Genomic DNA, 25,602 nt, shown 5'->3' with positions numbered 1-25,602 from the left:
GAACCATGAGAATGCACACCACCACACACCAGGCCCCGCAGGCCGCAGCGGCTGGCGCGCCAGCCTCAGGCGGGCTCATCGATGCACCCACCCGGCGCGCCATCAGCGATCGGCTGGAACTGCTGGCCACGCAGGCCCAGCGCCGCAGCGCCGCCTACTCCGCGCAGACTGCGCTGCTCTGGTCCCGGATCTCCGAACGGCTGGCTACCGGCAAGCTGATGCGCCCGGGGCTGGTAATGCTCGGCTACCGTGCCTTCGGCGGCCGCAATGAGGCCCGCGCCATCGACCTGGGCTGCGCCTTCGAGTTGCTGCACGCCGCCTTGCTGATCCACGACGACGTGGTGGACCGCGACTTCGTGCGCCGCGGGGAAAAGACCATCTCGGCGCTCTACCGCGACCACGCCATCGCCAGCGGCCGGAACCGGGCCGATGCCGAGCATGCGGGCAATTCCGTGGGAATCATCGCCGGGGACCTGCTGATCAGCGAAGCGATCAAGCTTGCGGCCAGGGCCTCGGCCGGAAGCGACAGCGAGGCCGGGGTCCAGCAGGCCTTCTTCCAAGCCATCGAGCAGGCAGGGGCCGGAGAGCTCGAGGACCTGCTCTACTCGCTGGCCCCGGCTCCGGCCACCACCAGCCAGGTGCTGCGCATGGAACAGATGAAAACCGCGGCCTACTCCTTCCAGCTGCCGCTGCAGGCCGGAGCGCTGCTGGCCGGGGCGCACCCCGGGCAGGCCGAGGCCCTCGGTGCAGTGGGCTGCCAGCTCGGGGTGGCCTACCAGATCATCGATGATGTGCTGGGCACCTTCGGTGACCCGGCACGCACCGGCAAGCCGGTGGAATCGGACTTGCGCGAATTCAAGAGCACCATCTTGCTGGCCCTGGCCAGCGAGCAACCCGAATTCGCCAAGCTGCTGGGCGGATTCCGCGAAGGAACAGTGGATGCCGGCCGGATCCGCCAGGAACTGGCCGCGCAGGGGGCCGAGCGCTTCGCCCGGCAGCTGGCTAAGCAACTCTGCTCACGGGCCACCGGCTCCGCGGCCTTCCTGGACCTGCCCGAAGAAGCCCGGACGCTGCTGCGCGAATGCACCAGCCTGATCCTGGATCGAAGCAGCTGAACGCCATGAAACCCGACAATTCCCCTCACAGCACCGCAGGCACCGCCGCCTTGGAGCACTATTCGCGCACCGCCCAGCGCAGCGCCAGGGTGGTACTGGGCGAATACTCCACCTCGTTCTCGCTGGCCTGCAAGCTGCTGGATGCCGCCAGCGCCAGGCACATCGCCAATATCTATGCGCTGGTGCGCCTGGCCGATGAAATCGTGGACGGGGTGGCCTGCCAGGCCGGCCTGGACAACCAGGCCATCGCCGCGTGCCTGGACGAGCTGGAAGCAGAAACCCTGCGCGCCATGGAACGCGGGTACAGCACCAACATGGTGGTCCACGCTTTCACCATTTCCGCCCGGGCCACCGGCATCCACGCCGAGCTCACCGCCCCGTTCTTCGCCTCCATGCGCGCGGACCTGGGCACCGGGCAGCATGATGCGCGCAGCTTGCAGGACTACATCTACGGCTCGGCCGAAGTCATCGGGCTGATGTGCCTGCAGGTCTTCCAGGCGATGCCCGCCGCGCCGGACTTGACGCCTGCCCAGGCGCAGCGCGCCAAGCACGCCGCCCGCAGCCTGGGCGCGGCCTTCCAGAAGGTCAACTTCCTGCGCGACCTGGCGGAAGACAGCGAAGATTTGGGACGCAGCTACTTTCCCGGCCTGGACCCGGCAGGATTCGATGAGCCAAGCAAGGCGAAGCTGGTTGCGCAGATCGAGCAGGACCTGGCCCAGGCCCGTGCCGGCCTGCCCTACCTGGCCCCGTCCGCTGCCCGGGCCGTGCGCCTGGCCCATGACCTGTTCCGCGAACTGAACTCCCAATTGGACAAGGCCCCGGCCGCCCAGCTGCTGCGCACCCGCATCTCGGTCTCCGCCCCGCGCAAGGCGCTGATCGCCGCCCGCGTGCTGCTGGGCACCCGGGGCACCACCGGCCGCAAGCCAAGAATGGAAGTAGCAAGCAGATGAACCACGCACAAAGAGAAGTCGTAGTCATCGGGGGCGGATTCTCCGGCCTGGCCAGCGCCGGGTTGCTCGCCGCCCGGGGCTGCAAGGTCACCTTGATCGAGCAGCAGCCGCATCCAGGCGGTCGCTCCGGGCGCCTGGAGCGCGACGGGTTCCGTTTCGATACCGGCCCCTCCTGGTATCTGATGCCCGAGGTCTTCGAGCACTGGTTCAAGCTCATGGGCACCAGCGCCAGCGAACAGCTGGAGTTGCGCGAACTGGCCACCGGCTACCGCACCTTCTTCCAGGACCGCGAAGGACCGGTGGATGTCGGAACCGGCGCTGCGGCCAGCGGACTCTTCGAAGCCCTGGAACCGGGCAGCGGCCCAGCCTTGGAGCGGTACCTGCGCACCGCGAAGGAGGGCTATGAATTGGCCTTGGAGCATTTCCTCTATGACGATTTCAGTTCGCTCGCCTCCCTGCTGCACCCGCGGATCCTGCGCCGGAGCCCGCAACTGGCCAAGCTGCTGGCCTCCAGCTTGGAAAGCCATGTGGCCCGGCGCTTTTCCAGCAACGAGATCCGCCAGCTGCTCGGATACCCGGCGGTGTTCCTGGGCTCGAGCCCGAGCCGCACCCCCGCGCTCTACCAGCTGATGAGCCACCTGGACCTCACCGACGGGGTGAAATACCCGATGGGAGGCTTCGCTGCGGTGGCCGATGCCATGGCCGAACTGGCCCGGAAACACGGCGCGGCCATCCATTTCTCAGCCACCGCAACGGCCATTGAAACAAGCGCAGGAAAAAATCCCCGGGTCAGCGCGGTGCGCTGGATCGACGTGCACGGCAGGCAGCAGCGCACCCCGGCGACCCATGTGATCGCAGCCGCCGATGTGCGCCAGCTGGAAGGCCATTTGCTGCCCGAGGAGCTGCAGACCCATACCGCCAAGAGCTTCCAGCGCAAGGACCCTGGCCCCAGCGCGGTGCTCCTGTGCCTGGGCATCAGCGGCAAGCTGCCGCAGCTGGAGCACCACAACTTGCTGTTCACCACCGACTGGAAAGAGAATTTCTCGCGGATTCGCCAAGGGAGGATGCTGGAGGCTGAAACCAGCATCTATGTCTGCAAGCCCAGTGCCACCGACCCTTCGGTGGCCCCGGAGGGTTGCGAGAACCTGTTCATCCTGGTTCCGGCTCCGGCCATGCCCGAATGGGGGATTGGCGCAGCCGATGGGGCAGGAGATGCCGCGGTGGAAGCGGTGGCCGACGCGGCCATCGACCAGCTGGCCGCATGGGCTGGCATCACGGATCTTCGCGAGCGGATCGTGGTGCGCCAGAGCATCGGCCCGGGGGACTTCGTCCAGCAGTACGGCGCCTTCAAAGGCGGTGCGCTTGGCCTGGCCCATACCCTGGGGCAAAGCGCCATGCTGCGTCCGGGCAACGGCAGCGCCAAGGTGGGCGGGCTGCACTATGCCGGCAGCACCGTGCGCCCTGGAATCGGCGTGCCGATGTGCCTGATCAGCGGGGAGCTGGCTGCCAAAGCGGTGCTCGGGATCAAGGCCGCGGGGCCCATGGACGAAAACTGCGCGGCCACGGTGCGTCAGGAGGCCGGAGCATGATCTACCTGGGCATCTTGCTGGCACTGCTGGCCTGCATGGGGCTGCTGGACGCGAAGGGAAAGCTCTTTATCTTCCGCCACCCGGTGCGCGGGATCCTGGCCCTGGGGCTGGGCACCGGATTCTTCGTGCTCTGGGATGTGCTGGCCATCAGGCAGGGCATCTTCCTGCACAAGGAATCGGAGCTCATGACCGGAATCATGGTGGGCGAGCAGTTCCCTGTGGAAGAAGTCTTTTTCCTGGTCTTCCTGTGCTATTGCGCCATGATTGCCTTCACCGGGTTGCCGGTGCTGGCCGGCATGCTGCGCAACCGGAACCAGAAAGCATCCAAGCGCACGTTAGGGGAGAACCATGTTCCTTGAATTGAGTCTCTGCTTCCTTCTTGCGGCCATGGCCGTCTTTGCCGCCGGGCTGGCCGCCAGCAAGCAGCGCCTGCGCTCGGTAGCCAAGCCGCTGGGCGCCGCCATGGCCCTGATGCTCGTGCTCACCGCGATCTTCGACAACCTGATGATCTACGCCGGGTTGTTTGGCTACGGCAGCGGGACGCTGTCCGGGCTGCATCTGGGCCTGGCCCCTATTGAAGATTTCTTCTACGCCGCCTGCGCGGTCTTCCTGCTCCCCGGGCTGTGGTGGCTGCTCGGTGGCCGCAGCCACAGAAAGGACGCTTCATGATCCGCGGAATCCTGGCGAGCTCACGCCCCATCTCCTGGGTGAACACCGCCTACCCGTTTGCCGCCGCCTATCTGCTGGCCGGTGGCGGGATCGATTGGCGCTTGGTCCTGGGCACGGTGTTCTTCCTCTTCCCCTACAACCTGCTGATGTACGGCGTGAACGATGTCTTCGACTACGAGTCGGACCTGCGCAATCCGCGCAAGGGAGGAATCGAGGGGGCGCTGCTGTCCAGGCAGAGCCATAAGGCGCTGCTCGTCGCCTGCGTCCTGTGCGCCGCGCCGTTCCTCGCGGTGCTCGTGGCGGCCGGGGATGGCGCAGCCAATCTCGTTCTGGCCGTGTCCATCCTTGCGGTGCTGGCCTACTCCGCACCGCGGCTGCGTTTCAAGGAAAGGCCCGGGCTGGACTCGCTGACCAGCGCGGTGCACTTCGTCTCTCCGGCGGTCTACGGGTGGGTGCTGGCTGGCGCCAGCGTGCAGGCCGAGCAGTGGCTGGTCTTCGGCGCGTTCCTGCTCTGGGGGATGGCCAGCCATGCCCTGGGCGCAATCCAGGATATTGTTCCCGATCGCCAAGGCGGGCTCTCCTCGATCGCCACCGCCTTGTCGGCCCGCACGACCATCTACCTGGTCTTGGCCGCCTACCTGCTGGCCGGAGCGCTCGTGGCGGTGGGCCTGTCGGGCCTTGGCCGCTGGGCGGCGGTGCTGGCCCTTGCCTATGTGCTCAACGTCCTACCCCATCTTGGAATCAGCGATGCAAGCTCGGGTACGGTTAATCGAGGATGGAAGAGATTCTTGTGGATCAACTACCTGTGCGGTTTCCTGCTGACCATGCTCCTGATCTTTTCGGCACTTTTCACCTACTAGACCCGGATGGGGATTCAAGGATTTCAATGGACGTCATTTTGCTTTCGGATCAAGGCCAGCCTATTGGCACGCACCCGAAAGAATTGGTTCACACCACGGATACCGTGCTGCACCAGGCATTCTCCTGCCACGTGCAGAATGAAGCCGGCCAGGTGCTGGTGACCCGTCGCGCCCTGTCCAAGGTGACCTGGCCAGGGGTCTGGACGAACTCCTTCTGCGGGCATCCCCAGCCCGGCGAGAGCTTCGAAGAAGCCATTACGCGCCACGCGGCCCATGAGCTCGGCTTCAAGGTCAACCGCATCGAATCGGCGCTGCCTGACTTCCGCTATCGCGCCGTGGATGCCTCGGGCATTGTGGAAAACGAAATCTGCCCGGTCTTCACCGCGATAATCGACAGCGAGATCTCTGCGAACCCGGACGAAGTCATGGACTACTGCTGGGTGGATCCGGCACAACTCGGTGAAGCCCTGCGCGCCACCCCGTGGGCCTTCAGCCCGTGGCTGGTGATGCAGGCTGCAGGGATGTCCCTGTACCAGGTCGAGCAAGGCTGATTCCGGGACCGCCGCCGGCGTGGAATCCGTGCAGGGTGATTCCTGTGGAATTGTCCGGGTCATTGGCTATGCTCGATTGCATGGTGCTTCAAGTAATTTCTTCCGGTATCCAGCGGCGCTGCGTGGCCATCGATGCGTTGCGCAAGGCCAGTGTGGTCGCCGGCGGCTTGGTGCTGGCTTCGTCCTTGGCCAGCTGTGCCCCGCTCCAGTTCGAAGCATCCGCGCAAACTCCTGGCGTGAGCCCGCAGATCGCGGCCTTGCCGAAGTATGCCGACAACCTCCAGGAAGTCGAAGGGCGCCAGGAATGGGCGGATCAGAAGATCTTCCAGTACCTCAATGGCCAGGGCGCCGCCGGCTTCCATTCATTCGCCGAGGATTCCATCCAGTACGCCACCGTGGGGTGGCTCTCTCCGGTCCAGGGCGTGCTCGCCATTGTCGTGGAGGGCAGCGATTGGATCGCGGAGGGCAGTGCTGCCGGCTATGCCGAGCGGGTCATGACCTCCGTCGGCTACGAATCAATCGAGTTGGACCGGGTTGAGATCCTCACCGTCGAAGGGCAGCTGCTCGCCTCCGACTACCGCGGGAATCATCCCGGGGCTTTGTAAGCGAAAAGGCCATCTCGCCGCGTAGCTCGTAATGGAGCTAGCTGGCGGGATGGCCTTTGCTATGGCGAATTCTCTTGCTGGTTATACGAAGTTCTCGGTGCCTTCGATGGTGTTCATGAAGTGGTCCATGAAATCAGCGAAGTCCTCTGCATCTGATTTCTGGTCAATGGTGGCACCAATGCTGATGGCATCATCGACATGCAAGTCGATGCTCGGCGCTTCGGGAATGCTGAAGCGGAACACCCGGCCCGAAGAGATCGCGATTTCGTAGCCGCCATCGCTGAGCTCGGCGAGCTGGTTCACATTCGTATTGTTGATGTTGATCGCATCCTCGGATGCTTCCAAGCTGCTGGCATTCACTGGCGCAATAATCAGTTCCGCTGGTTGGCGCCGATATCCAATGACCTTGAGCCCTCCGGAGCCGGCGATGCCGGTGCCCGCCACGAGATTGTAGCTGGCGAAGTTGGGGATCTGCGAGTCGAAGGCCTCATGGAGGCGGGCCTTTACCTGCTGGGTTGGATTTTCGTCTGGGCGCTTGTCCATAACCAATACTCTACCGATAACTTTGGACAATTTGACCAGTCGCAACATTTATCGAAATGTGTCATCGGCACGTCATGGGTTATCTGATTGGTCATATTGACTTCTAGAATGGGATTAATGAGCCAGGATGCTAATTGAGTCGTCAAGCCATGCGCCCGTGTGGCCATCGACGGAACTCATGCCTTTCCCGGCTCAACGCTGCAAGCGAAACCAACTGCCTGGCAGGTGGCTTCCTTGGAGCAAGGGGTGCGCAGCGCGAGCGATGCGCGTCCAAGGCAGCTGGTGCTTGTCTCCAGCTAATCCCGTTTCGACAGGCGCTGTTGGTGCCTGGGAAGCGAAATAACCAAGTCTTGTTCGCGGTGTCGCGTCCAAGGTTTGGACATCCGTCTCATATAATGAGATAAACAGGGTGTCTAGTTGCTCTTTGCCGTGAGGTGGAGAAAACTAGAGGCATGCAAACAAACACCGATGTACTACTAGTTATCAGGCGCGGAGCCTGAGACACTGTCCAACACCACGGACAGTACGTCGGTAACGCGCAAGCCCCCTTTCGTCAGTAGTGACGGCCGCGGGGCGTTTTTTATGCGCAAACGAAGAGATAGATATGGAAAGGATCCCGATGAGCAACTCAACACCCGCCAATCCGGCGTCGGTTGCGAAGTCAATCAATCGAACCAAGGATGCCGCCGCCGCTGTCTCTTCCGTCGTGGAGGCTTCGAACCCGGTACAGGGTCCGAATAATATCGTTGCTCCCACGCAGATGACGGGCTCACAAGCCATCGTCCGCTCGCTGGAAGAACTGGGCGTCAAAGACGTCTTCGGATTACCAGGTGGGGCCATCCTTCCCACCTATGATCCACTGATGGATTCGACCAAGATTAACCACATCTTGGTCCGCCACGAACAGGGTGCCGGCCATGCCGCACAGGGTTACGCCATGGTGAGCGGGGAAGTGGGCGTATGCATCGCTACTTCCGGACCAGGCGCAACCAACCTCGTCACCGCACTGGCCGATGCCAATATGGACTCGGTACCAATGGTGGCAATCACCGGTCAGGTCAATAGCGCTTTCATTGGCTCTGACGCATTCCAGGAAGCAGACATTGTCGGCATCACGATGCCGATTACCAAGCACGCTTTCCTGGTCACCAACGCGGAAGACATTCCGCGCACGCTGGCCAGCGCGTTCTACCTGGCGCAGACCGGCCGTCCCGGTCCGGTGCTGGTGGATATCACCAAGGATGCCCAGCAGAGCGACATGACCTTCTCATGGCCGCCAAAGGTCGACCTGCCGGGCTACCGCGTGGTCACCCGCGGACACAACAAGCAGCTGCGCGAAGCCGCCAAGCTCATCGCTTCGGCAACCCGCCCGGTGCTGTATGTTGGCGGTGGCGTGATCAAGGCCAACGCCCATGAGCAGCTGAAGGAATTCGCGGAATTCATCAACGCTCCGGTGGTCACTACGCTGACCGCACGCGGTGCCTTCCCGGACTCGCATGAACAGCACGTGGGCATGCCAGGCATGCACGGTGCCGTCTCGGCGGTCACGGCACTGCAGCAGTCGGATTTGCTCATTACCCTCGGCGCCCGCTTCGATGACCGCGTCACCGGCGTGCTCTCCACCTTCGCGCCGAACGCGAAGGTGATCCACGCCGATATCGATCCTGCGGAAATCTCCAAGAACCGCGTGGCCGATGTGCCGATCGTCGGCTCGCTGGATGAAATCATCCCGCAGCTGCACGAGGCCTGCGCCTCGCGCTTCGAGAACGAAGCCCAGCAGGACCTGGCCGGCTGGTGGGGACTGCTCAACCGCCTGCGCGAAACCTACCCGATCGGCTACACCGAAACCCACGACGGCCTCTCTGCTCCGCAGAATGTTATCGGGCGCATCGGCGAGCTGACCGGTCCGGAAGGCGTCTACGTGGCAGGCGTGGGCCAGCACCAGATGTGGGCAGCGCAGTTCGTCAAGTACGAGCGCCCGCGCTCGTGGCTGAACTCCGCCGGCCTGGGCACCATGGGCTACTCGGTGCCTGCCGCCATGGGCGCCAAGGTGGCGCAGCCGGACCGCGTGGTCTGGGCCATTGACGGAGATGGCTGCTTCCAGATGACCAACCAGGAACTGGCTACCTGCGTGATCAACCGGATCCCCATCAAGGTTGCCATCATCAACAACTCGTCGCTGGGCATGGTCCGCCAGTGGCAGACCCTGTTCTACGATGGCCGCTACTCCAACACCGATTTGAACACCGGCCACGGAACCGCCCGGATTCCGGACTTCGTGAAGCTGGCCGACGCCTACGGCTGCGTGGGCCTGCGCTGCGAACGCGACGAGGATATCGATGCGACCATCCAGAAGGCATTGGAAATCAATGACCGTCCGGTAGTCATCGACTTCGTGGTCTCGGCCGACTCCATGGTGTGGCCAATGGTCCCATCGGGAGTCAGCAACGACCAGATCCAGATTGCCCGCGGCATGACCCCTGAATGGGAAGAGGAGGACTAGGACATGGCAAAGCATACGCTTTCGGTACTGGTTGAAGACGTTCCCGGCGTGCTCACCCGCGTCGCCAGCCTCTTCGCCCGCCGTGCCTTCAACATTCACTCGCTGGCCGTAGGCCCCACGGAAATTGCCGGCATCAGCCGCATGACCGTGGTGGTGGACGCCGAAGGGGATTCCCTGGAGCAGGTCACCAAGCAGCTGAACAAGCTGGTCAACGTCATCAAGATCGTGGAACTGCTGCCGGAAACCTCGGTGCAGCGCGACCACATCATGATCAAGGTGCGCGCCGATGCGGCGACGCGACTGCAGGTCACACAGGCCGCGGAGCTGTTCCGCGCATCGGTGATCGACGTATCCACGGACTCGCTGGTCGTTGAGGCCACCGGCAATGCGGCGAAGATCGAAGCACTGCTGGCAGTACTTGAGCCATTCGGCATCCGCGAGATCGTCCAGGCCGGAACGCTGGCCGTGGGACGCGGAACAAAGTCGATGAGCGACCGTGCCCTGAAGACGCTATCCGCCTAAGCGCACAACGACTTCAAGAGACACGAACTACAAATTTAGGTATTTGGCACCTAGCTTAGAAGAAAGCAACAGTGCCTAAGCACAAGACTTCTTTACCAGAAGCACAAATAAGGAGAATTACAGTGGCTGATCTGTACTACGAAGACGACGCAGACCTCTCGATCATCCAGGGCAAGAAGGTAGCTGTCATTGGCTACGGCTCCCAGGGCCACGCCCACGCATTGAGCCTGCGCGACTCGGGCGTCGAGGTTATCGTCGGCCTGGCTGAGGGCTCCAAGTCCCGTGCCAAGGCCGAGGCCGAAGGCCTGAAGGTAGCTACGGTTGCCGAAGCAGCGGCTTGGGCAGATGTCATCATGATCCTGACCCCGGACCAGGTCCAGGCCCAGGTCTACACCGAGTCGATCGCCGAGCACCTCGAAGAGGGCAACGCGCTGTTCTTCGGCCACGGCTTCAACATCCGCTTCGGCTTCATCCAGCCACCAGCCAACGTCGACGTTGCACTGGTTGCTCCCAAGGCACCAGGGCACACCGTGCGCCGCGAATTCGAAGCCGGCCGTGGCATCCCTGACCTGATCGCCGTGGAGCAGAACTTCACCGGCGGCGCCAAGGAACTGGCACTGTCCTACGCTGCAGGCATCGGCGGCACCCGTGCCGGCGTTATCGAGACCACCTTCACCGAAGAGACCGAAACCGACCTGTTCGGCGAGCAGGCTGTGCTGTGCGGTGGCACCTCCCAGCTGGTCCAGTACGGCTTCGAGGTCCTGACCGAAGCTGGCTACAAGCCGGAAATCGCCTACTTCGAGGTGCTGCACGAGCTGAAGCTGATCGTCGACCTGATGTGGGAAGGCGGCATCGCCAAGCAGCGCTGGTCGATCTCCGACACCGCTGAGTACGGCGACTACGTCTCCGGCCCACGCGTGATCACCCCAGAGGTGAAGGAAAACATGAAGGCTGTGCTGGCTGATATCCAGTCCGGTGCTTTCGCCAACCGCTTCATGGAAGACCAGAAGGCTGGCGCTCCGGAGTTCAAGGAACTGCGTGCCAAGGGCGAAGCGCACCCAATCGAGACCACCGGTCGCGAACTGCGCTCGCTGTTCTCCTGGATCTCGGATGCATCCTCGGATGACTACGTAGATGGTTCGGTAGCCCGCTAATCGCGAGGTGACAACTAGCTTCATAAGCTGAAAACCGCTGGCTCTGAACGATAGGAATATCGTTTAGAGCCAGCGGTTTTCGTTTAAATGCATGTTGCGTCCATTCTGCGATGAGCGCATCGAAAAGGGAGCTGCACTCCTGCTGTGTGCTGAAGTGCCGCGGCCTGAAGGAACTTTAGTATTCAATCTTTTAGTGTAAGAATTGTTCCGGGCGAGAGCAGAACGAACAATGCCGCCGCCGCTGTTCAATAGCTGATAGTTCAAGGAGCAAAAGTGGCTAGCGAAGATATTGAGATCGTTTCTGATGGAAATGGCGTGGCAGTCCTTGGCGAACGCAGCGCCGTTGACAAATTCGTGGAATCCGTCGGCTTGATTTCCAAGGAACTGCCCTTGGAACGCGTAAGCAAAGCAGCTGGCCTCAGTGCAACCGCGATGCAAGCCGGTAGCGGGATTGCGCAGACGTCCGGACGCTGGATCAAGCTCTCGGAAGACTCAGCACGGATCTTCAATGCCAAGAAACTGATGGCTGGATCGGAGAACGGCCTGGCGCGTGCAGTCGTCATGAAAGATGGCAAGATCAGCAATTTGCTTGAAATCGTCACCAGCCCAACGGCGATGCTTTCAAACCCGGCTGTGCTGGCAGGCGTGGGTGGGATTATAGCCCAATACGCGATGCAGCAGAGCATGGATGAGATCACCGATTACTTGAAGGTGATCGACGAGAAAATTGACGATATCCTCCGTGCGCAGAATGACGCGGTCCTAGCGGATCTTGATGGTGTTGGAATGCTCATCGATGATGCCATGGTCGTGCGCGACCAAGTGGGGCATATCGGCGAGACGACATGGTCAAAGGTTAATTCGAATGCCAAGACCATCGCAACGACCCAGTCCTATGCGCTGCGGGCCTTGGCAGGATTAGCTGAAAAGCTGGAAGACAAAACGAAGATGGGTGAACTGGCCAAGATCACCCGCGAGATCGAATCAAAGGCCACCCAGTGGTTGGCAGTACTGGCACGTTGCTTCCAACTCGAAGACGGCATGTCTGTTCTGGAACTGGACCGTGTGCTCAACGGGTCTCCTGACGAACTGGAGAATCATCGAATCGCGCTGCAGATCGCGCGCGAACGCAGAATCGCACACATTACGAAGGTGACCGAGCAGCTTCTTGAGCGAATCGCTGTCGTCGCCGGACTGGCGAATTCAAAGGTGCTGCTGCATCCGAAGTCATCGAGCGAAGTCGTGAAGGCGACGAATGCCGTCTCGAATGATCTAGTGGAATTCCAAAGCCGATTGGGAATCGAGAGCGCCTACGGGGCACTGGAGTCAAAGAAGTGGCTCAAGGCTGTCTCCGAGGTTCGGGACAAGGTGACTGATGCAGGCGCTGATGGCTTGAGCGCAATCAAGCAGTTTGGGGACGAGACGAAGAACCGTGCCTTGGACAAAGCCGAGGACGTAGCAACTTCATTTGCCGAGAATATCAAGAAAAGCCGCAGTGGGGAGTCCGCGAAGGATTCTCCAGAAGCCATTGAGAAGTAGGAGCTGGCGGAACTAGATTCTTCCCTCGCACTTGGCTCCATTGCATTTCAAATAAATCGACCTCGGTTGCTTCCCATATGGGAAGCAACCGAGGTCGATTTTTTAGTTTGCTGGGTCGGATACCAGCCAGGCAGGTTTAGAGCTTCGAAGCCCGGTAGCCGGCCTTGCGCGCATCAGCTGCAGTCTTGAAGCATTCTTCTGGCTTCGTGATGTTGTAGAAGCGCTGTCCCTTGACATGGTACTTCCACTCCTTCTGGCTGCCGGTGCGGTTGCCCTTCACCGGGTAGCCTGCAGGGCAGTTCTTTGCCTTGCCGCTCATCTTCACGGAACGCTTGGCGGCCGCCTTCTTCACCAGCAAGGTCTGCGTCTTCTGAATGGTCGAGGTCTTGCCCTTGAGCTGGTACTTGACCGTGGTGGTGACCTTGTAGGTGCCCGCTGCGAGCTTGACGGACTTCTTCTTGCTGGCGACGGTCTTCTTGCCCTTGACCACCTTCAGCAACGCCGACTTGATCTTCACGTTCTTTGCCTTGGAATAGCTAGGCTTGATGGTTGCCTTGGCTGAACCCTTGACAGTCTTCGTGCCAATTTTCTTGATCGTTACCGCAGGAGCCTTTTTCTTCGCAGCAACGATGCTGGCAGATGAAATGCTGGTGGGCAACGGAGCGGCCGAGGCCGCGGAGACACCGGAGAATACAAGTGCTCCCGAAGCGATGACAGCGAGTGAACGCTGAACTAATTTATTCAATTTCTCCCCATGGAAAGTCGAACGAGCATGGGCACTGATCGGTCCCATGTGCTGATTCTAATCTGGACTGGGAATAGAAACTATGGCTGGACGCGATTGTGATCGATTGCGGCTATTGCAGTCAAAGCGTTACTCGATCAGTCGAGTGTTTTCCCAATGATTAGTTGAAGCCTTTGCTAGGCTCGGGCAAAACCATGCAAAGGAGCGCGCCCGTGCCACAGGAAAGCAACTACGACGATTTCGCCCAGGACTACGCTGACGAGAACGAATTCAGCATGCTGAACGCCTACTATGAGCGGCCGGCCACCTTGGAACTGGCAGGAGACGTTGCCGGCCGGAACATCCTGGATATCGGCTGCGGCGCCGGCCCGCTGTCGGAACAGCTCATGAGCCGTGGAGCGAGCGTCTCGGGCTTCGACACCAGCCGGGCAATGGTGGACCTGGCACGCCAGCGGCTGGGCGAAGATGCCGACCTGAAAGTGGCGACATTGGGGGAGAAGCTCCCGTATGCCGACAACAGTTTTGACGATGCCATTGCTTCCTTGGTGTTCCACTATTTGCCGGACTGGGACTACGCACTGGAGGAAGTCCGCCGGGTCCTCAAGCCCGGCGGCCGGCTCATCATGTCGGTGAACCATCCGATTCTCTACCCGTTCAACCACCGAGGCAAGGACTACTTCCAGCTCACCCAGTACACCGACGAAGTGACTTTCAAGGGGAAGCCTGCCGAACTGACCTATTGGCATCGGCCTTTGCATGAAACTATGAAGGCACTGATCTCCGCAGGGTTCGCGGTGGAGCGTGTTTGGGAGCCGCCGTATGCCAAGGATGCGCCCGAAGGCGTGATTCCAGAAGCCTTGCGTGAACGCGACGCGTTCTTGAGCTTCCTGTTCTTCTCGCTGCGCTCGACGCGCTAGCCAGCGCACTGCTTCCGGGTGCCAACGGCGTCCGGAAGCCGCGAAGCCCTCGAATATCAGCTGATAGCCGGCATAGCGGCAGGACGCGTTGAATGATGGGGATCGACGAAACTGTTTTCTGCCAGCTGAAGCAAGTAATCGCCATACCCGCTCTTGCCCAACTCCCGGCCCAAAGTGCGCAACTGGTCATCGCAGATGAACCCCTGGCGCCATGCAACTTCCTCGGGAGAACCGATCTTCAAACCCTGCCGCGCTTCGACAGTGCGCACGAAGTTGGAGGCGTCGTTGAGCGAATCGAAGGTTCCGGTATCAAGCCACGCAGTTCCGCGGGCCAGCACCGTGACGTTGAGGTTGCCCTCTTCGAGGTACAAGCGGTTGATGTCGGTGATCTCAAGCTCTCCACGGGCCGAAGGCTGCAATGTCCGGGCTTTGCCAACCACGGAATTGTCGTAGAAGTACAATCCCGGAACAGCGTAGTGGCTTTTCGGGTCCAGCGGCTTCTCTTCCAGCGATACGGCCCTTAGGGAGCTATCGAACTCGACGACGCCGTAGGACCTGGGATCCTTGACCCAGTAGCCGAAGATCGTCGCGCCGGTCTGGTCGGCGTAGCTTCCCAACTGGGTGCCGAACCCCGGTCCATGGAAGATGTTGTCACCCAGCACCAGCGCCACGGATTCCCCTCCGATGTGCTCGGCGCCAAGCATGAACGCTTGGGCCAGGCCTTCAGGCCGGGCTTGCACGGCATAGGACAGATTGATGCCGAACTGCGAGCCATCGCCGAGCAAGGACTTGAACTGCCCCTCATCCTGCGGCGTCGTGATGACCAGGATGTCCCTGATTCCAGCGAGCATCAGCGTGGTCAGCGGATAGTAGATCATCGGCTTGTCGAAGACAGGCACCAATTGCTTTGAGATGCCTCGCGTGATCGGGTGCAAACGAGACCCGGTTCCCCCAGCTAGAATTATTCCCCTCATGGCTATCGAGCCTAATGAAGCGGGCAGCGATCTTGTCAGAGTAGTCATACTCGAGAATTGCTAGGAAGCTGCTTGGCCGCGGTGCCCACTGGCTACATTGGTGAGATGAAAAGAATCCTTGTAACTGGGGGAGCAGGATTCATTGGGGCAAATTTCGTGCACCATATGATTGCGCATTCCGACAGTGAAATCACCGTATTGGATAAGATGACCTACGCCGCCAACCGGCAGTCGCTGGAAGGCTTGGACAGCAAACGCGTCAACCTTGTTGTTGGCGACATCTGCGACTACGTGTTGGTCAACGAACTGGTGCCGCAGCATGATGCTGTGGTCCACTTCGCGGCAGAGACGCACAACGATAATTCCTTGCATGACCCGCGCAGCTTCGTGAATTCCAATGTCTTGGGAACTTTCGAACTCCTGGAAGCCGTGCGCAACCACGGTGTGCGCCTGCACCATATTTCCACCGACGAGGTCTATGGAGACCTGGAACTCGATGATCCGCAGCGCTTCACCGAAACCACGCCCTACAAGCCATCCAGCCCTTATTCGGCTACCAAAGCCTCCAGCGACCTGCTGGTCAAGGCCTGGGTCCGTTCCTTCGGGATCGAGGCGACGCTATCCAACTGCTCGAACAACTACGGGCCGTACCAGCATGTGGAGAAGTTCATCCCGCGGCAGATCACCAACGTCCTGGGGGGATTGCGGCCCAAACTCTACAGCAATGGAACAAATGTGCGCGATTGGATCCACGCCAGCGACCACTCCTCGGCGGTGCAGCTCATTCTGGAAGCGGGCCAGACCGGGCGCACCTATTTGATTGGTGCGGACGGAGAGAAGAGCAACCGCGAAGTGCTCGCCCTGATTCTGGAGCTGATGGGCAGGAAAGCCGATGACTTCGATGCGGTGGCCGACCGGGCCGGCCATGACCTGCGCTATGCCATCGATTCCACGGTGCTGCGCACCGAGCTTGGCTGGCAGCCGCGGTACACCGACCTGGTGCAGGGCCTGGAGCAGGCCATTGGCTGGTACCGTCAGCACCGCTCCTGGTGGGAGCCGGCCAAGGCACAGACCGAGCAGCGCTATGCGCAGCAGGCCGATGCGTTCAAGGTTGCCAGCTGATGGGCGGCGCGGCACAGCTACGGGTAGAGGACAGCCCGATTCAGGGACTCAAAGTGGTCAGCCTGCCGGTGCACCGCGATGAGCGCGGCTGGTTCAAGGAGAACTGGCAGCGGGAGAAAATGGTGGCTGCGGGTTTGCCGGACTTCCGTCCGGTGCAGAACAATGTCTCCTTCAATGGCCAGCGCGGGACCACTCGCGGATTGCACGCCGAGCCATGGGACAAATACATTTCGGTGCTGTCTGGGGAGATCTTCGGCGCCTGGGTGGACCTGCGTCCCGGGCACGGTTTCGGCAGGCTGTTCACCGCTCAGGTGGGCGAAGGCCAAGCGGTCTTCGTGCCCCGCGGGGTGGCCAACGCCTTCCAGACCCTGGCCTCGAATACCGTGTACTCCTACCTGGTCACCGAGCACTGGACCGAGCCAGCCCGGTTGGAATACAGCTACGTCAATCTGGCCGACCCGGATTTGGACATCCCCTGGCCCATCAGCTTGGATGAGGCCATAGTTTCACAGGCGGACAAGGAGCACCCACCGCTGGCGCAGGCGAAACCAGTGCAGCCCAAGAAAATTGCGGTGCTCGGCGGGAACGGTCAGCTCGGACGTGCCTTCGCCCAGCTGGCGAAGTCAGATGAACGGATCGCTTTGTATACCCGCGCCCAGACCGACTTGCAGTCCCCGGGCTTCGCGGCATCGCTGGACCTTGCAAATTGCAGCCACGTGGTCAACGCGGCGGCGATGACCTCAGTGGACCGGGCGCAAACCCCTGCGGGCAGTGCCGAAGCGTGGCAGGTCAATGCCGTGGCCGTGCGCCAGCTGGCGTCACGATGCGCCGAGCGGGGGGTGCCGCTGGTGCATGTGTCCACCGACTATGTGTTCGATGGCGCGCAACGCGAGGTTGATGAGTTGCATCCGATCGCGCCGCTCGGAGTCTACGGCCAAAGCAAGGCCGCCGGCGAGCAGGCCGTGCTGGCCCACACCAGAAACTATGTGGTGCGCACCAGCTGGGTTATCGGGCAGGGCAACAATTTCGTGTCCACCATGCGCCGGCTCGCCGAGCAGGGAATCGCGCCCAGGGTGGTCGATGACCAAATCGGCCGGTTGACCTTCGCCAGCGAGCTGGCCCGCGGCATCATGCATTTGATTGATGCCGGCAGCGCCCCGGGGACCTATCACCTGCAGGGTGGCGGCGAACCCGCCAGCTGGTACCAGGTTGCCTGCGAGGTCTTCGCCTTGTGCGGCCATGACCCGGATTCCGTGCAGCCGGTTTCCACCCGGGAGTATGCCTTGGGCCGGCCGCAGTTGGCACCCCGGCCGGCGAACAGCACGCTGGACACCGCAAAATTGCAAGCGACCGGCTTCGCGCCGAAGCCGTTAGCCGACTTGCTGGATCAGTTCCTTGGCCAGAATCGCGTAACGCCATAAAAACCGGGTAGGTAAAAATCGGGTGTGGTCCCAGTGAATGGCAGGTGAACGGCCAGAACCCCTCATCCAGGCTCGGCAATCCTTCCCAAGGTGCGAGTTATTCCAAGTCAACTAGAAAAGTCATGGGGACTAACTCGTTGTTCCCGAGTGAAGGCGAAGTGTTGTGCAATCACTGGGAAAAGAAGAAAAAGTGACTGAGCTTCATTTATCCTGCCGAACCCAGTGTTCTCGCTGCCTTTAAGTCCTAGGATGGGGAAACACGAGGAAGAGTCCTGACAGATTCTTTCACGGTTAATTTGGGGGAACGAACCGATTGGGGCGGTTTGAATAATGGAATATTCACGAATTCTCTCGCTGGCGGGCACTCGCAATGCTCGATCGCAGCGGGGAGATAGCAAGACAACTTCGAAACTTTCGCGGATTTCGCAAGGCATTTTGGGCAGGGTCCTGAACGACCCGCATTGCGCCGGAGCTGTGGTCTCCGGACCACCGGGCAGCGGTCGAAGGGCGCAGCTGGAAACCGACTTGGGCCAGATGGCCGAGCCGCCGAAGCTGATCCGGCTGAACGGAAGCAACTTCGGCACGAAAGTGCCTTTCGGTGTGCTTTCATTCCTGCTTGCCCAAGTCGACGTGGCCGGAGCTTCGAGCCGTCATGAGCTGATCCACCAGCTGGGCCGGGTGCTGTGCACCGACCAGCGCCCGTCAATGGTGGTGCTCGGGCGGCCTGAATTGATCGACGAGCAATCCAGCTCCTTGCTCGCCCAGCTGGCCACGATGGGCAAGATCAAGCTTTTCGTGATCTGCGAACACGTGCAGGATCTTCCTGGGGACCTGTTCGCCTTGTACCGTTCGGGCCGGCTGGCGCACCAGCGCGTCGAGCGCATGGGCAGCATGGAAACGCACGCTTTCGTCCAGCAGGAATTGGAAGGGCGGGTCTCCGCCTACGCCTCGGCAACCCTGTGCTACTTGGCCGGGGGCAACCGCTCGCTGATGCTCAAGCTGATGCACAGCTGGCGCGAAGACGGCCAGCTGCTGCAGCGCAACGGTACCTGGGCCTTGCGGATGAACGCGCTCGATTCCGGGCCAGCGATGCAGGCCCTGCACGCTTCGCTGGTCCATGGGCTCGATGACGGTGAACGCGAACTGCTCGGGGCCCTGGCACTGGGCGGGCCGGTGGAACTCAACCGCATCCGGCGTTCGGGCCTGACCTGCGAGCTTGACGGCTTGCTGAACCGTGGCCAGGCCAAGTACCTGCCCGGCGCCGCCTACAAGGTAGGCATATCCAATCCGCTGCTGTCCCTGCTCGTGCGCGCCGAATCCAGCAACCAGGCCCACCCTCACGGTGTGGAACTGCTGGCCAAGCTGCACAAGGACCCATTGGCTGCCCGGATCCTTGCGCAACTGAAATCCCTGAACGACCTTGGCGACTACGAATCGCAGCTCAGGGTGGCAGAAGACTTCCAGCAGCAGGGCTATCACGCCGAATGCTGGCCAACTGACCCGCGCACCCGGGTGGCCATCGTGGAGATGCACGTGCGCGCGCAGGCCATGCTCGGCCAGCTTTCCAACGGACTCGAAGCAATCGACCTGGCCAGGGCGGGACTGGCCCAGGCCGCCAGGGAGTCCGGTCCGCGCGAATCCCTGGATACCGCATTCCAGGAACTGGAACTGCTCAGCACGTTCGCGACCTTATTCAGCACCGAGATGACCAAAGAAACGAGCATCGCCGGCAGCAGCGAGTCACTGCTGTCTTCGTCAGGCTGGATGAGCGAGTCATTGCACCTGCGGTCCCTGTCGTTGCAAGCTGCCAGCTGGGCGGCGCAGTCGCGACAGGCCGATGCCATGAAGCTGGTCAGTTACGTGGACGGGGAACTGCGCAATATCCGCTTCAACGGCCCGACGGTCTCGAATTTTCATTCCGAGGACGCAGCAGATATAGAGTTCCAGCTGCTCCAGGCCGAATTGCTCTCCGGAGTCTGGAACGCGGCATCAGCCCGCGCCCAGCGCCTGGCCGAAGGGCAGTACATCAGTCCCTTGCTCATTTCCTACGGGGACATCATGCGGGGGATCCTGCTGGGACTGGGCAATGACTACGACGCTGCCTTGCGCCTGCTGGAACCGAACCTGCACCAGATGCAAGTGGCCGGAGACCGGGGAACCGAAGCGCTGATTGGGTCGGTCATTGCCTATGCGCTGGCTTGCTCCGGGAGGCGGGTGGAGGCATCCGCACTGGTATGCCCTGAATACGGGACCCCCGGAGCGATGCAGATGCCGCTGAGCTTCTACTCCTGGGCGGCAGAAGTCTTCTCCTGCCTTGCGTTGGCCGAACTCGGCTCGCCGCAGGCTGCAAGGCTGCGGCTGGCAACCTTCGCCCAGCGTGCCCGCGGCGGCCAGCACACCCTGCTCGAAGCGCTGACCTTGGGGTTCGCCGCGCGGCTGGGAGACCAGCTGGTGCTGCCGCAGCTGCGCAGCGCCGCCAGACGCTGCGAGGGCCTTGTCGGACAGAATCTGGAGGCGCTCGCAGACGCGGCGGCGGCCAAGGACTCGCCGCGCTTGGCAGCGGCTCTGGACAGCATGGTCGAGGCCGGGCACTTGCTCATGTCCGTGCCATCGAACAACGAGTTCGTCACATCAATGGAAGCCAGGGATCAGCGCAAGCTTGCCCGGGCAGTCAACAGCCGCAAGCGGGACTCGGCTCCGCAGATCCAGCAGCACGACGAGCTGCAGTTTGAAGCCATCGAACAGCAGCCGGGCTGGATGCGCGAGTTGACCAAGCGTGAGGCCCAGATCGCCAAGATGGCCATAACTGGCAAAACGAATTCGGAAATTGCAAAATTCAATGGCGTCTCGATTCGCACCGTGGAGGGGCATCTGTACCAGGTATATTCCAAGCTCCAGGTCCGAAATCGCCAGGAGCTCACTGCGCTTGACCGCACCAGCCGCCGTACCGCAGGGCTGCGATGAAACAGCATCAACTGATTACCAAGACCAGGCCAACTGAATACAACCGGCTGCTGCAGATCCTGCAAAGGCCAGGTCCCGCCGGCGTCTTGCTGCTGGGCGAGCAGGGCGTGGGCAAGACAAGCCTCGTGGAGGCAGTGCTTGCCTCCTCGGGCGCGGGCGAGCCGGTCATGACGCTGTATGGCACGCCGTCCTTGAGCACTGTTGCCCATGGTGCCTTGTCGCCATATCTTGGGGCCCTGGAGAGCATCGACGAGCCGGTGAGCGTGCTGCGCGAACTGAATCGGAGCCTGCTTTCCAGCCGCGGGCAGCTTGAACCGCATATCGTTGTCGTCGAAGATGCGCAGTTCCTGGACCCGCAGTCCTGCTTTATCCTCTCTCTGCTGGTGGAAAACGCCGAGGTGAAGGTGCTGGCTCTGGGCAGCGGGTCGTTGGAAGCGGATAGCCCGCTGGGCGCGCTGGCCGAGCTGGGATCCTTCACCACCATGGCCCTGCAGCGCTTGGACCGCAAAGGAGTGCGCGCGGTGGCCGAAGGCGTGATCGGACGCAAGCTCGCCGAGGGCACGGTGAGCCTGATCGACGTGGTCACCGGCGGTAACCCCAGCTTCGTTGAAGCCTATGCTGCATCCTGCCTGGAACAAGGCACGCTTTTCCACGATGACAGGTTGCTGCAGAGCCACGGGCTCCACGAGCCGGTATGGATCGTGGCCCGCGCACTTCCGGAAATCGATACGCCAATGTTGACGCTGGGCCGGGAAATCACCCGGACCCTGTCCGTTCAGGAGCAGCAGTCGCTGTTGCTGTTGGCTTTGGCTGGCCCGCAGCCCCCAGAAGTGCTGGAGCAGTGCGGATTGCCTTACCAACGGCTGCTGAAAATCGGTGAGCTGATGCAGCAAGGCCCGGCAATGGTCTTGAAATCCAAGCTGATGCAGCGGATCGTCCGCGCCTTGGCCACCGAACATGACATCGCACAGCTGCATGACCTGTGGGTTACCGCGGCGGTCTCGCTGGGAAACGAGCCAAACGCCCGCGAGGTGCTGTGGTCCTTGGAAACCGGTAAGCAGGTGCCCATGAAGTTGGTCCTGGATCTGGCCGAGCAGGCCGCTCGGGAACTGAATTTCGGGTTGGCCCTGCGCCTATGCGTCCTGGGTAAGCTCGCCCGGCATCATGGGCAAGGAGCGCTGCTCGAAGCGCGGATGCTGCTGAGCATGGGGCGGCACCATGCCGCGCGCGCGCTGTTGCTGCGCCTGATCGATCAGCTGACCGATCTGGCGCTGCTGGGGCAGGCCTACGCCTACCTGCTGGAGGTCACCACGAATATCGGAACCGATGGCGTCGAATTGGGGCGGATCCTGGACGATTGGAAGCATCGGGCCCTGGGGCACGCGGACGCAGAAGAGGTAGCCAGCTTCTTGGCCCTGCATAGCGCAGGGGCCAGGGTCCTGGATTTCTGGCTCAGGGTCAATACCGCCCGCGGTCCACTGCCGAGCGTTTCCGAGCTGCAAGAATTCCTGGAGGACCGGCTGCTGCCCGCGCAGGTGCGCTTCATCGGCATGATGGTGCTCAGCGACCTGCACACGTCCGCCGGCCGGTGCCAGCAGGCCTTGGATCTGATGGAACCGGCTTTGCAAGACCTCAAGGAGTACCCGGCCCCGCAGTCCATGTACGAGGTCCGGGTGTTCTTCCGCATTGGCTGGAACCTGCTGTTCTTGGGACAATACGAGCGCGCCGCGGCATTCATCGACTCCTACCGCCATGCCCGGCTCCGTTCCATCCAGTACTACCAGGGGGCAATCTCGCTGCTCGACGGCGTCAGCCACCTGCTGCAAGGCAGAGTACAGCTCGCCATGGCCAAAATGGCCGAGGCCGTGACGGAACTGCAGATTGCGGACACCACTCAACTGCTGGCCTTGGCCAGTAATCTGTACCGGCTGCTGCTGGCCCGGTTGGGCTTTCCGGTGCCTGAAGCCCTGGTCACCGGGCCCGAGTCCTTCAGTTCCAGCGGTACGATTTCGCTGAACGGACAACTGGGCGAGGAGTCGTCGAAGCAGCGCATCTTCGCACGGGCCTTCGCAGCGGGACTGGGCCATCCGTATCCGGGTGAGTCGCTGGAGTGCTTCCCGCTGGTGGAACGCGAATTCCTTTTCAGCATGACCCGGCAGCTGGGGGACCAGGAGCTGGCCGAATCCCAGATGGGTGAAAGACTGCGTGCCTTGGCTGCGGGGCAGCAGGGATCGCGAGCGGCGTTTTTGGCGCGCCTGATGGACTTGCGAGGCTCAGAGCTTGGCGAGCCGCTGGAGCAGCTGGCCCAGGACGCCCTGGCCAAGAAAGAATACCTGGTGGTGATCGAGGCCTGGGCCCGGGCGGCCGAACGCTACGCCCAGTCCGGGGACCAGCGGCGCTGCGGCGCCTTGCTGCGCCGGGCCGCCCAACTGATCGACCAACAGGGGATGGACCCGGGAAAGTACATCGCCCGTGTCCTGGCGCTGACCGAATTGACCGCCCGGGAAGCGGAAATCGTCGGTTTGGCCCGGCAGGGATTGAATAACGCGCAGATTGCCCGGACCTTGACGGTCTCGCAGCGCACGGTGGAGGGGCATCTCTACCGGGTATTTTCGAAGTTGGGGATTACCGAGCGCGCGGAATTGGATCACGCAGGGCTTGAAGCGGGTACAACCGGCAGGTAGCACGTGCCGGTTTGCGCAAACTTGGAGTAGGTACCACCCGTGCCCGGCCCAGCACAGGTGGGTAATGTGATTTGCGGGAGCTGGAGACTTACGCAGGCGTTCTTTTGCGAACGAGTGCCTATCCGTAGGGTGCGCGGTCGGTGCCGTGGCGGCGAAGCTCTTCCCTGAAACGGGGCCGGCGGCCAGCGAATCCGCGAGGATTACCCCCAGCGCTACCGCCGGTCCCTTCCCGAAAAGGCCCTGTATCGGCAACCCCTCTGCGCCGGTGCAGGGTTTTTCCATGCCCGGAAACTTCCTTCCAAGTAGCGAGCGAGTATGAACCAAGTGCCGTGTGAGTATTTGAAGGATATGCAGGCCATCTTTTGAGTGTTCTTCCACTCGTGCATCGGATGCATTCGCATCATAGGCTCAAGGTCGAGAACGGCAGCCGGGCTGGTGGGACAGCGCGATTGCCATGTGTATTGGGGAACTCGCTTATTTCTTGGGGGAATACAGATGATTGACGTTGTGTTGCCGGTCTGCGACCACCCTTGCTGCGTCGAATCGCTAGCCAGGGCGGGAACAAGACATGTCGCAAATTAGCAGCAGGCTGCGCGAAGATCGCGTATCTTCTCTCGGCACCTGGACGTTCGCACCTCCAAGGACAAATCAGGAAACCGGTACCGCCAGTGCCCGGGGCCGCGCTTATCTGCGTCGGCTTTACGGCACTGATCTGCTGGTCATTTCCTTGGTGAGCTCCTTGCCGGCAATCACGCAATTCCAGAGCTCGCAGATGCCGCAGTTCATTGCGGGTAGCACGCATTACTACGTGCTGGCCGGGTTGCTGCTCACCTTCGCCTGGATGGCCAGCTTGCTATCCTTCAAGGCCCACCGGCTGGGAAGTGTTGCCGTGGGGATGCAGGAATACAAGATCATGGTCTATTCGGGGCTGGCACTGTCGGGCTTCATGGGGGTACTTATCGTGCTCACCGGCCAGGACAGCCTGAAAATTTTCCTGGTCCTCTCTTTGCCGCTGGGACTGCCCGCACTGCTGCTGAGCAGGTGGACCTGTCGCCAGTGGCTGAGCTGGCGCAGCCGAAGCGGCTACGCCTTGAGCAATGTGCTGATCTACGGCCAGCCCACCGACGTCCCGTACGCCGTCCGCCAGATTTCCAAGAAATCCGGGCCCGCCTACCGGGTTGTTGGCGCGCTGATGGACGGCGCGGCGGATCCGGAAGCCGAACGCGATATCCGCAAAACCGATCCGACCCTTCCTCTGGCCTACGACACCGGCGCCATCGAGCAGGAAATCCAGCGGTTGCATGCTGATTCGGTGATCGTGGCCGGACCATTACCCGGTGGCAATGAAGCCTTGCAGCAACTGGGCTGGCGGCTTGAGGGCACCGGGACCAGGCTCATCGTGGCCTCCTCGATCATCGGGGTTGCCAGCCGCCGCGTGCGGACCAGCCCCGTGGATGGGATGCCGCTGCTGCATGTGGAACTGGCAAAGTTCACCGGAGCGCGATACCTCTGCAAGCGCGGCTTCGACATCGTCTTCTCGCTGCTCGCCTTGCTGGCCTTGTCACCGGTTTTCCTGGTGATCGCCTTGCTGATCCGGCGCGAGGGCCCGGGGAAGATCTTCTTCCTCCAAGAACGGGCCGGACAGGACGGCCGCCCCTTCAAGATGATCAAATTCCGCACCATGGTCCACGATGCCGAAGCGCAATTGGCCGCCCTGCAAAAGCTGAATGAAGGGGCAGGGCCGCTGTTCAAATTGAAAGACGACCCGAGGGTCACCCGGTGCGGCAACTGGCTGCGCAAGCATTCATTGGATGAGCTGCCGCAGTTCCTCAACGTCCTGCGCGGGGACATGTCGGTGGTCGGACCCCGTCCGGCGCTGTTCGCCGAAGTGGAAACCTATGAGGGCCAGGCCCGCCGCAGGTTGCTGCTGAAGCCGGGGGTGACCGGACTTTGGCAGGTCTCCGGACGGTCAAACCTGGAGTGGAAGGAAAGCGTGCGGCTGGATCTGTACTACGCAGAGAACTGGACCGTGCTCAGCGATTTGCGGTTGATCTGGCGTACCTTCCAGGTCATGATCAAGCCCGACGGTGCCTACTAGGAGCCAGGATGAGAACTTGCAGCTTGCCCGCGGGCACGCCGTGGCAGGGCCACTGGGACAAGCAGATATCGGGCCGG

21 protein-coding genes and 1 pseudogene are annotated in these 25,602 nt (G+C 61.7%); 19 read left to right on the top strand and 3 right to left on the bottom strand.

All coding sequences use genetic code 11. From position 1 onward, the window contains the following. The first annotated feature begins 11 nt into the window (after window positions 1-11). The 9 genes and pseudogenes from AC1Z36_RS13315 (at window position 12) to AC1Z36_RS13275 (ending at window position 6,339) form a co-directional block, all read left to right on the top strand. A complete protein-coding gene (locus tag AC1Z36_RS13315) occupies window positions 12-1,115 on the top strand; it encodes a polyprenyl synthetase family protein (protein ID WP_332499218.1) in 1,104 nt (367 codons plus the stop codon). A gap of 5 nt (window positions 1,116-1,120) precedes the next feature. After that, entirely contained in the window at window positions 1,121-2,065 is a 945-nt protein-coding gene (locus tag AC1Z36_RS13310; RefSeq protein ID WP_483561332.1) for a phytoene/squalene synthase family protein, read from the top strand. After that, window positions 2,056-2,124 (top strand): annotated as a pseudogene (locus AC1Z36_RS13305) (hypothetical protein); the annotation flags it as partial. The gene AC1Z36_RS13310 and the pseudogene AC1Z36_RS13305, both read left to right, overlap by 10 nt. A gap of 3 nt (window positions 2,125-2,127) precedes the next feature. Further along, window positions 2,128-3,654: a phytoene desaturase family protein gene (gene crtI / locus AC1Z36_RS13300; RefSeq protein ID WP_483561970.1), complete on the top strand. Its 1,527-nt coding sequence runs from the start codon at window positions 2,128-2,130 to the stop codon at window positions 3,652-3,654. Next, window positions 3,651-4,013 carry a lycopene cyclase domain-containing protein gene (locus AC1Z36_RS13295; protein WP_483561331.1) on the top strand — a complete coding sequence of 121 codons (363 nt, stop codon included), beginning with the start codon at window positions 3,651-3,653 and terminating at the stop codon, window positions 4,011-4,013. Before crtI ends, AC1Z36_RS13295 begins: the two co-directional genes overlap by 4 nt. Further along, on the top strand, window positions 4,003-4,323 hold the full coding sequence (locus AC1Z36_RS13290; protein WP_483561330.1) for a lycopene cyclase domain-containing protein: 321 nt from the start codon (window positions 4,003-4,005) through the stop codon (window positions 4,321-4,323). Before AC1Z36_RS13295 ends, AC1Z36_RS13290 begins: the two co-directional genes overlap by 11 nt. Beyond that, entirely contained in the window at window positions 4,320-5,183 is an 864-nt protein-coding gene (locus AC1Z36_RS13285; RefSeq protein ID WP_483561329.1) for a prenyltransferase, read from the top strand. Before AC1Z36_RS13290 ends, AC1Z36_RS13285 begins: the two co-directional genes overlap by 4 nt. Before the next feature lie 26 nt (window positions 5,184-5,209). Next, window positions 5,210-5,734, top strand: coding sequence for an isopentenyl-diphosphate Delta-isomerase (gene idi, locus AC1Z36_RS13280; protein WP_483561328.1), 525 nt, complete (start codon window positions 5,210-5,212; stop codon window positions 5,732-5,734). Window positions 5,735-5,814: 80 nt separating this feature from the next. Continuing rightward, window positions 5,815-6,339, top strand: a complete 525-nt coding sequence (locus AC1Z36_RS13275; RefSeq protein WP_332728512.1) for a hypothetical protein — start codon at window positions 5,815-5,817, stop codon at window positions 6,337-6,339. 81 nt (window positions 6,340-6,420) lie between these two features. Here the strand turns inward: AC1Z36_RS13275 and AC1Z36_RS13270 are convergent, their stop codons facing one another. After that, window positions 6,421-6,882, bottom strand: a complete 462-nt coding sequence (locus AC1Z36_RS13270) for a hypothetical protein (RefSeq protein ID WP_105658083.1) — start codon at window positions 6,880-6,882, stop codon at window positions 6,421-6,423. Window positions 6,883-7,501: 619 nt separating this feature from the next. Between AC1Z36_RS13270 and AC1Z36_RS13265 the strand changes: the two genes are divergently transcribed. The 4 genes from AC1Z36_RS13265 (at window position 7,502) to AC1Z36_RS13250 (ending at window position 12,600) form a co-directional block, all read left to right on the top strand. Further along, the gene (locus tag AC1Z36_RS13265) at window positions 7,502-9,385 is read left to right on the top strand and encodes an acetolactate synthase large subunit (RefSeq protein ID WP_105658084.1); all 1,884 of its coding nucleotides are present in this window, start codon (window positions 7,502-7,504) and stop codon (window positions 9,383-9,385) included. A 3-nt stretch (window positions 9,386-9,388) separates the two neighbouring features. After that, window positions 9,389-9,907, top strand: a complete 519-nt coding sequence (gene ilvN / locus AC1Z36_RS13260; protein ID WP_105658085.1) for an acetolactate synthase small subunit — start codon at window positions 9,389-9,391, stop codon at window positions 9,905-9,907. Between the two features lie 122 nt (window positions 9,908-10,029). After that, window positions 10,030-11,061 (top strand): ketol-acid reductoisomerase, encoded by a 1,032-nt coding sequence (gene ilvC, locus AC1Z36_RS13255; protein WP_013348730.1) that lies wholly within the window; start codon window positions 10,030-10,032, stop codon window positions 11,059-11,061. Window positions 11,062-11,334: 273 nt separating this feature from the next. After that, a complete protein-coding gene (locus tag AC1Z36_RS13250) occupies window positions 11,335-12,600 on the top strand; it encodes a hypothetical protein (RefSeq protein ID WP_483561327.1) in 1,266 nt (421 codons plus the stop codon). Window positions 12,601-12,736: 136 nt separating this feature from the next. Here AC1Z36_RS13250 and AC1Z36_RS13245 read toward each other — a convergent pair whose 3' ends face one another. After that, on the bottom strand, window positions 12,737-13,393 hold the full coding sequence (locus AC1Z36_RS13245) for a sunset domain-containing protein (RefSeq protein WP_105661116.1): 657 nt from the start codon (window positions 13,391-13,393) through the stop codon (window positions 12,737-12,739). 164 nt (window positions 13,394-13,557) lie between these two features. Between AC1Z36_RS13245 and AC1Z36_RS13240 the strand changes: the two genes are divergently transcribed. Then, on the top strand, window positions 13,558-14,262 hold the full coding sequence (locus AC1Z36_RS13240) for a class I SAM-dependent methyltransferase (protein WP_208294286.1): 705 nt from the start codon (window positions 13,558-13,560) through the stop codon (window positions 14,260-14,262). Between the two features lie 56 nt (window positions 14,263-14,318). Here AC1Z36_RS13240 and rfbA read toward each other — a convergent pair whose 3' ends face one another. Continuing rightward, window positions 14,319-15,236: a glucose-1-phosphate thymidylyltransferase RfbA gene (gene rfbA / locus AC1Z36_RS13235; protein WP_483561326.1), complete on the bottom strand. Its 918-nt coding sequence runs from the start codon at window positions 15,234-15,236 to the stop codon at window positions 14,319-14,321. 105 nt (window positions 15,237-15,341) lie between these two features. Between rfbA and rfbB the strand changes: the two genes are divergently transcribed. The 5 genes from rfbB to AC1Z36_RS13210 all read left to right on the top strand — a co-directional run bounded on the left by rfbB (window position 15,342) and on the right by AC1Z36_RS13210 (window position 25,525). Further along, on the top strand, window positions 15,342-16,358 hold the full coding sequence (gene rfbB / locus AC1Z36_RS13230; protein ID WP_105661550.1) for a dTDP-glucose 4,6-dehydratase: 1,017 nt from the start codon (window positions 15,342-15,344) through the stop codon (window positions 16,356-16,358). Further along, window positions 16,358-17,779, top strand: a complete 1,422-nt coding sequence (locus tag AC1Z36_RS13225) for a sugar nucleotide-binding protein (protein ID WP_105658088.1) — start codon at window positions 16,358-16,360, stop codon at window positions 17,777-17,779. The genes rfbB and AC1Z36_RS13225 overlap by 1 nt, the downstream gene beginning before the upstream one ends. Window positions 17,780-18,214: 435 nt before the next feature. Beyond that, the gene (locus AC1Z36_RS13220) at window positions 18,215-20,743 is read left to right on the top strand and encodes a helix-turn-helix transcriptional regulator (protein WP_483561325.1); all 2,529 of its coding nucleotides are present in this window, start codon (window positions 18,215-18,217) and stop codon (window positions 20,741-20,743) included. Next, a complete protein-coding gene (locus AC1Z36_RS13215) occupies window positions 20,740-23,427 on the top strand; it encodes a helix-turn-helix transcriptional regulator (protein WP_402697576.1) in 2,688 nt (895 codons plus the stop codon). Before AC1Z36_RS13220 ends, AC1Z36_RS13215 begins: the two co-directional genes overlap by 4 nt. A gap of 568 nt (window positions 23,428-23,995) precedes the next feature. Beyond that, on the top strand, window positions 23,996-25,525 hold the full coding sequence (locus tag AC1Z36_RS13210) for a sugar transferase (protein WP_105661121.1): 1,530 nt from the start codon (window positions 23,996-23,998) through the stop codon (window positions 25,523-25,525). Window positions 25,526-25,602 lie beyond the last annotated feature (77 nt).

It is taken from the genome of Glutamicibacter sp. BS14 (genome assembly GCF_056934375.1).
Note: the sequence above shows the minus strand (reverse complement) of the source record. Positions and strands in the feature narration are given on the sequence as shown.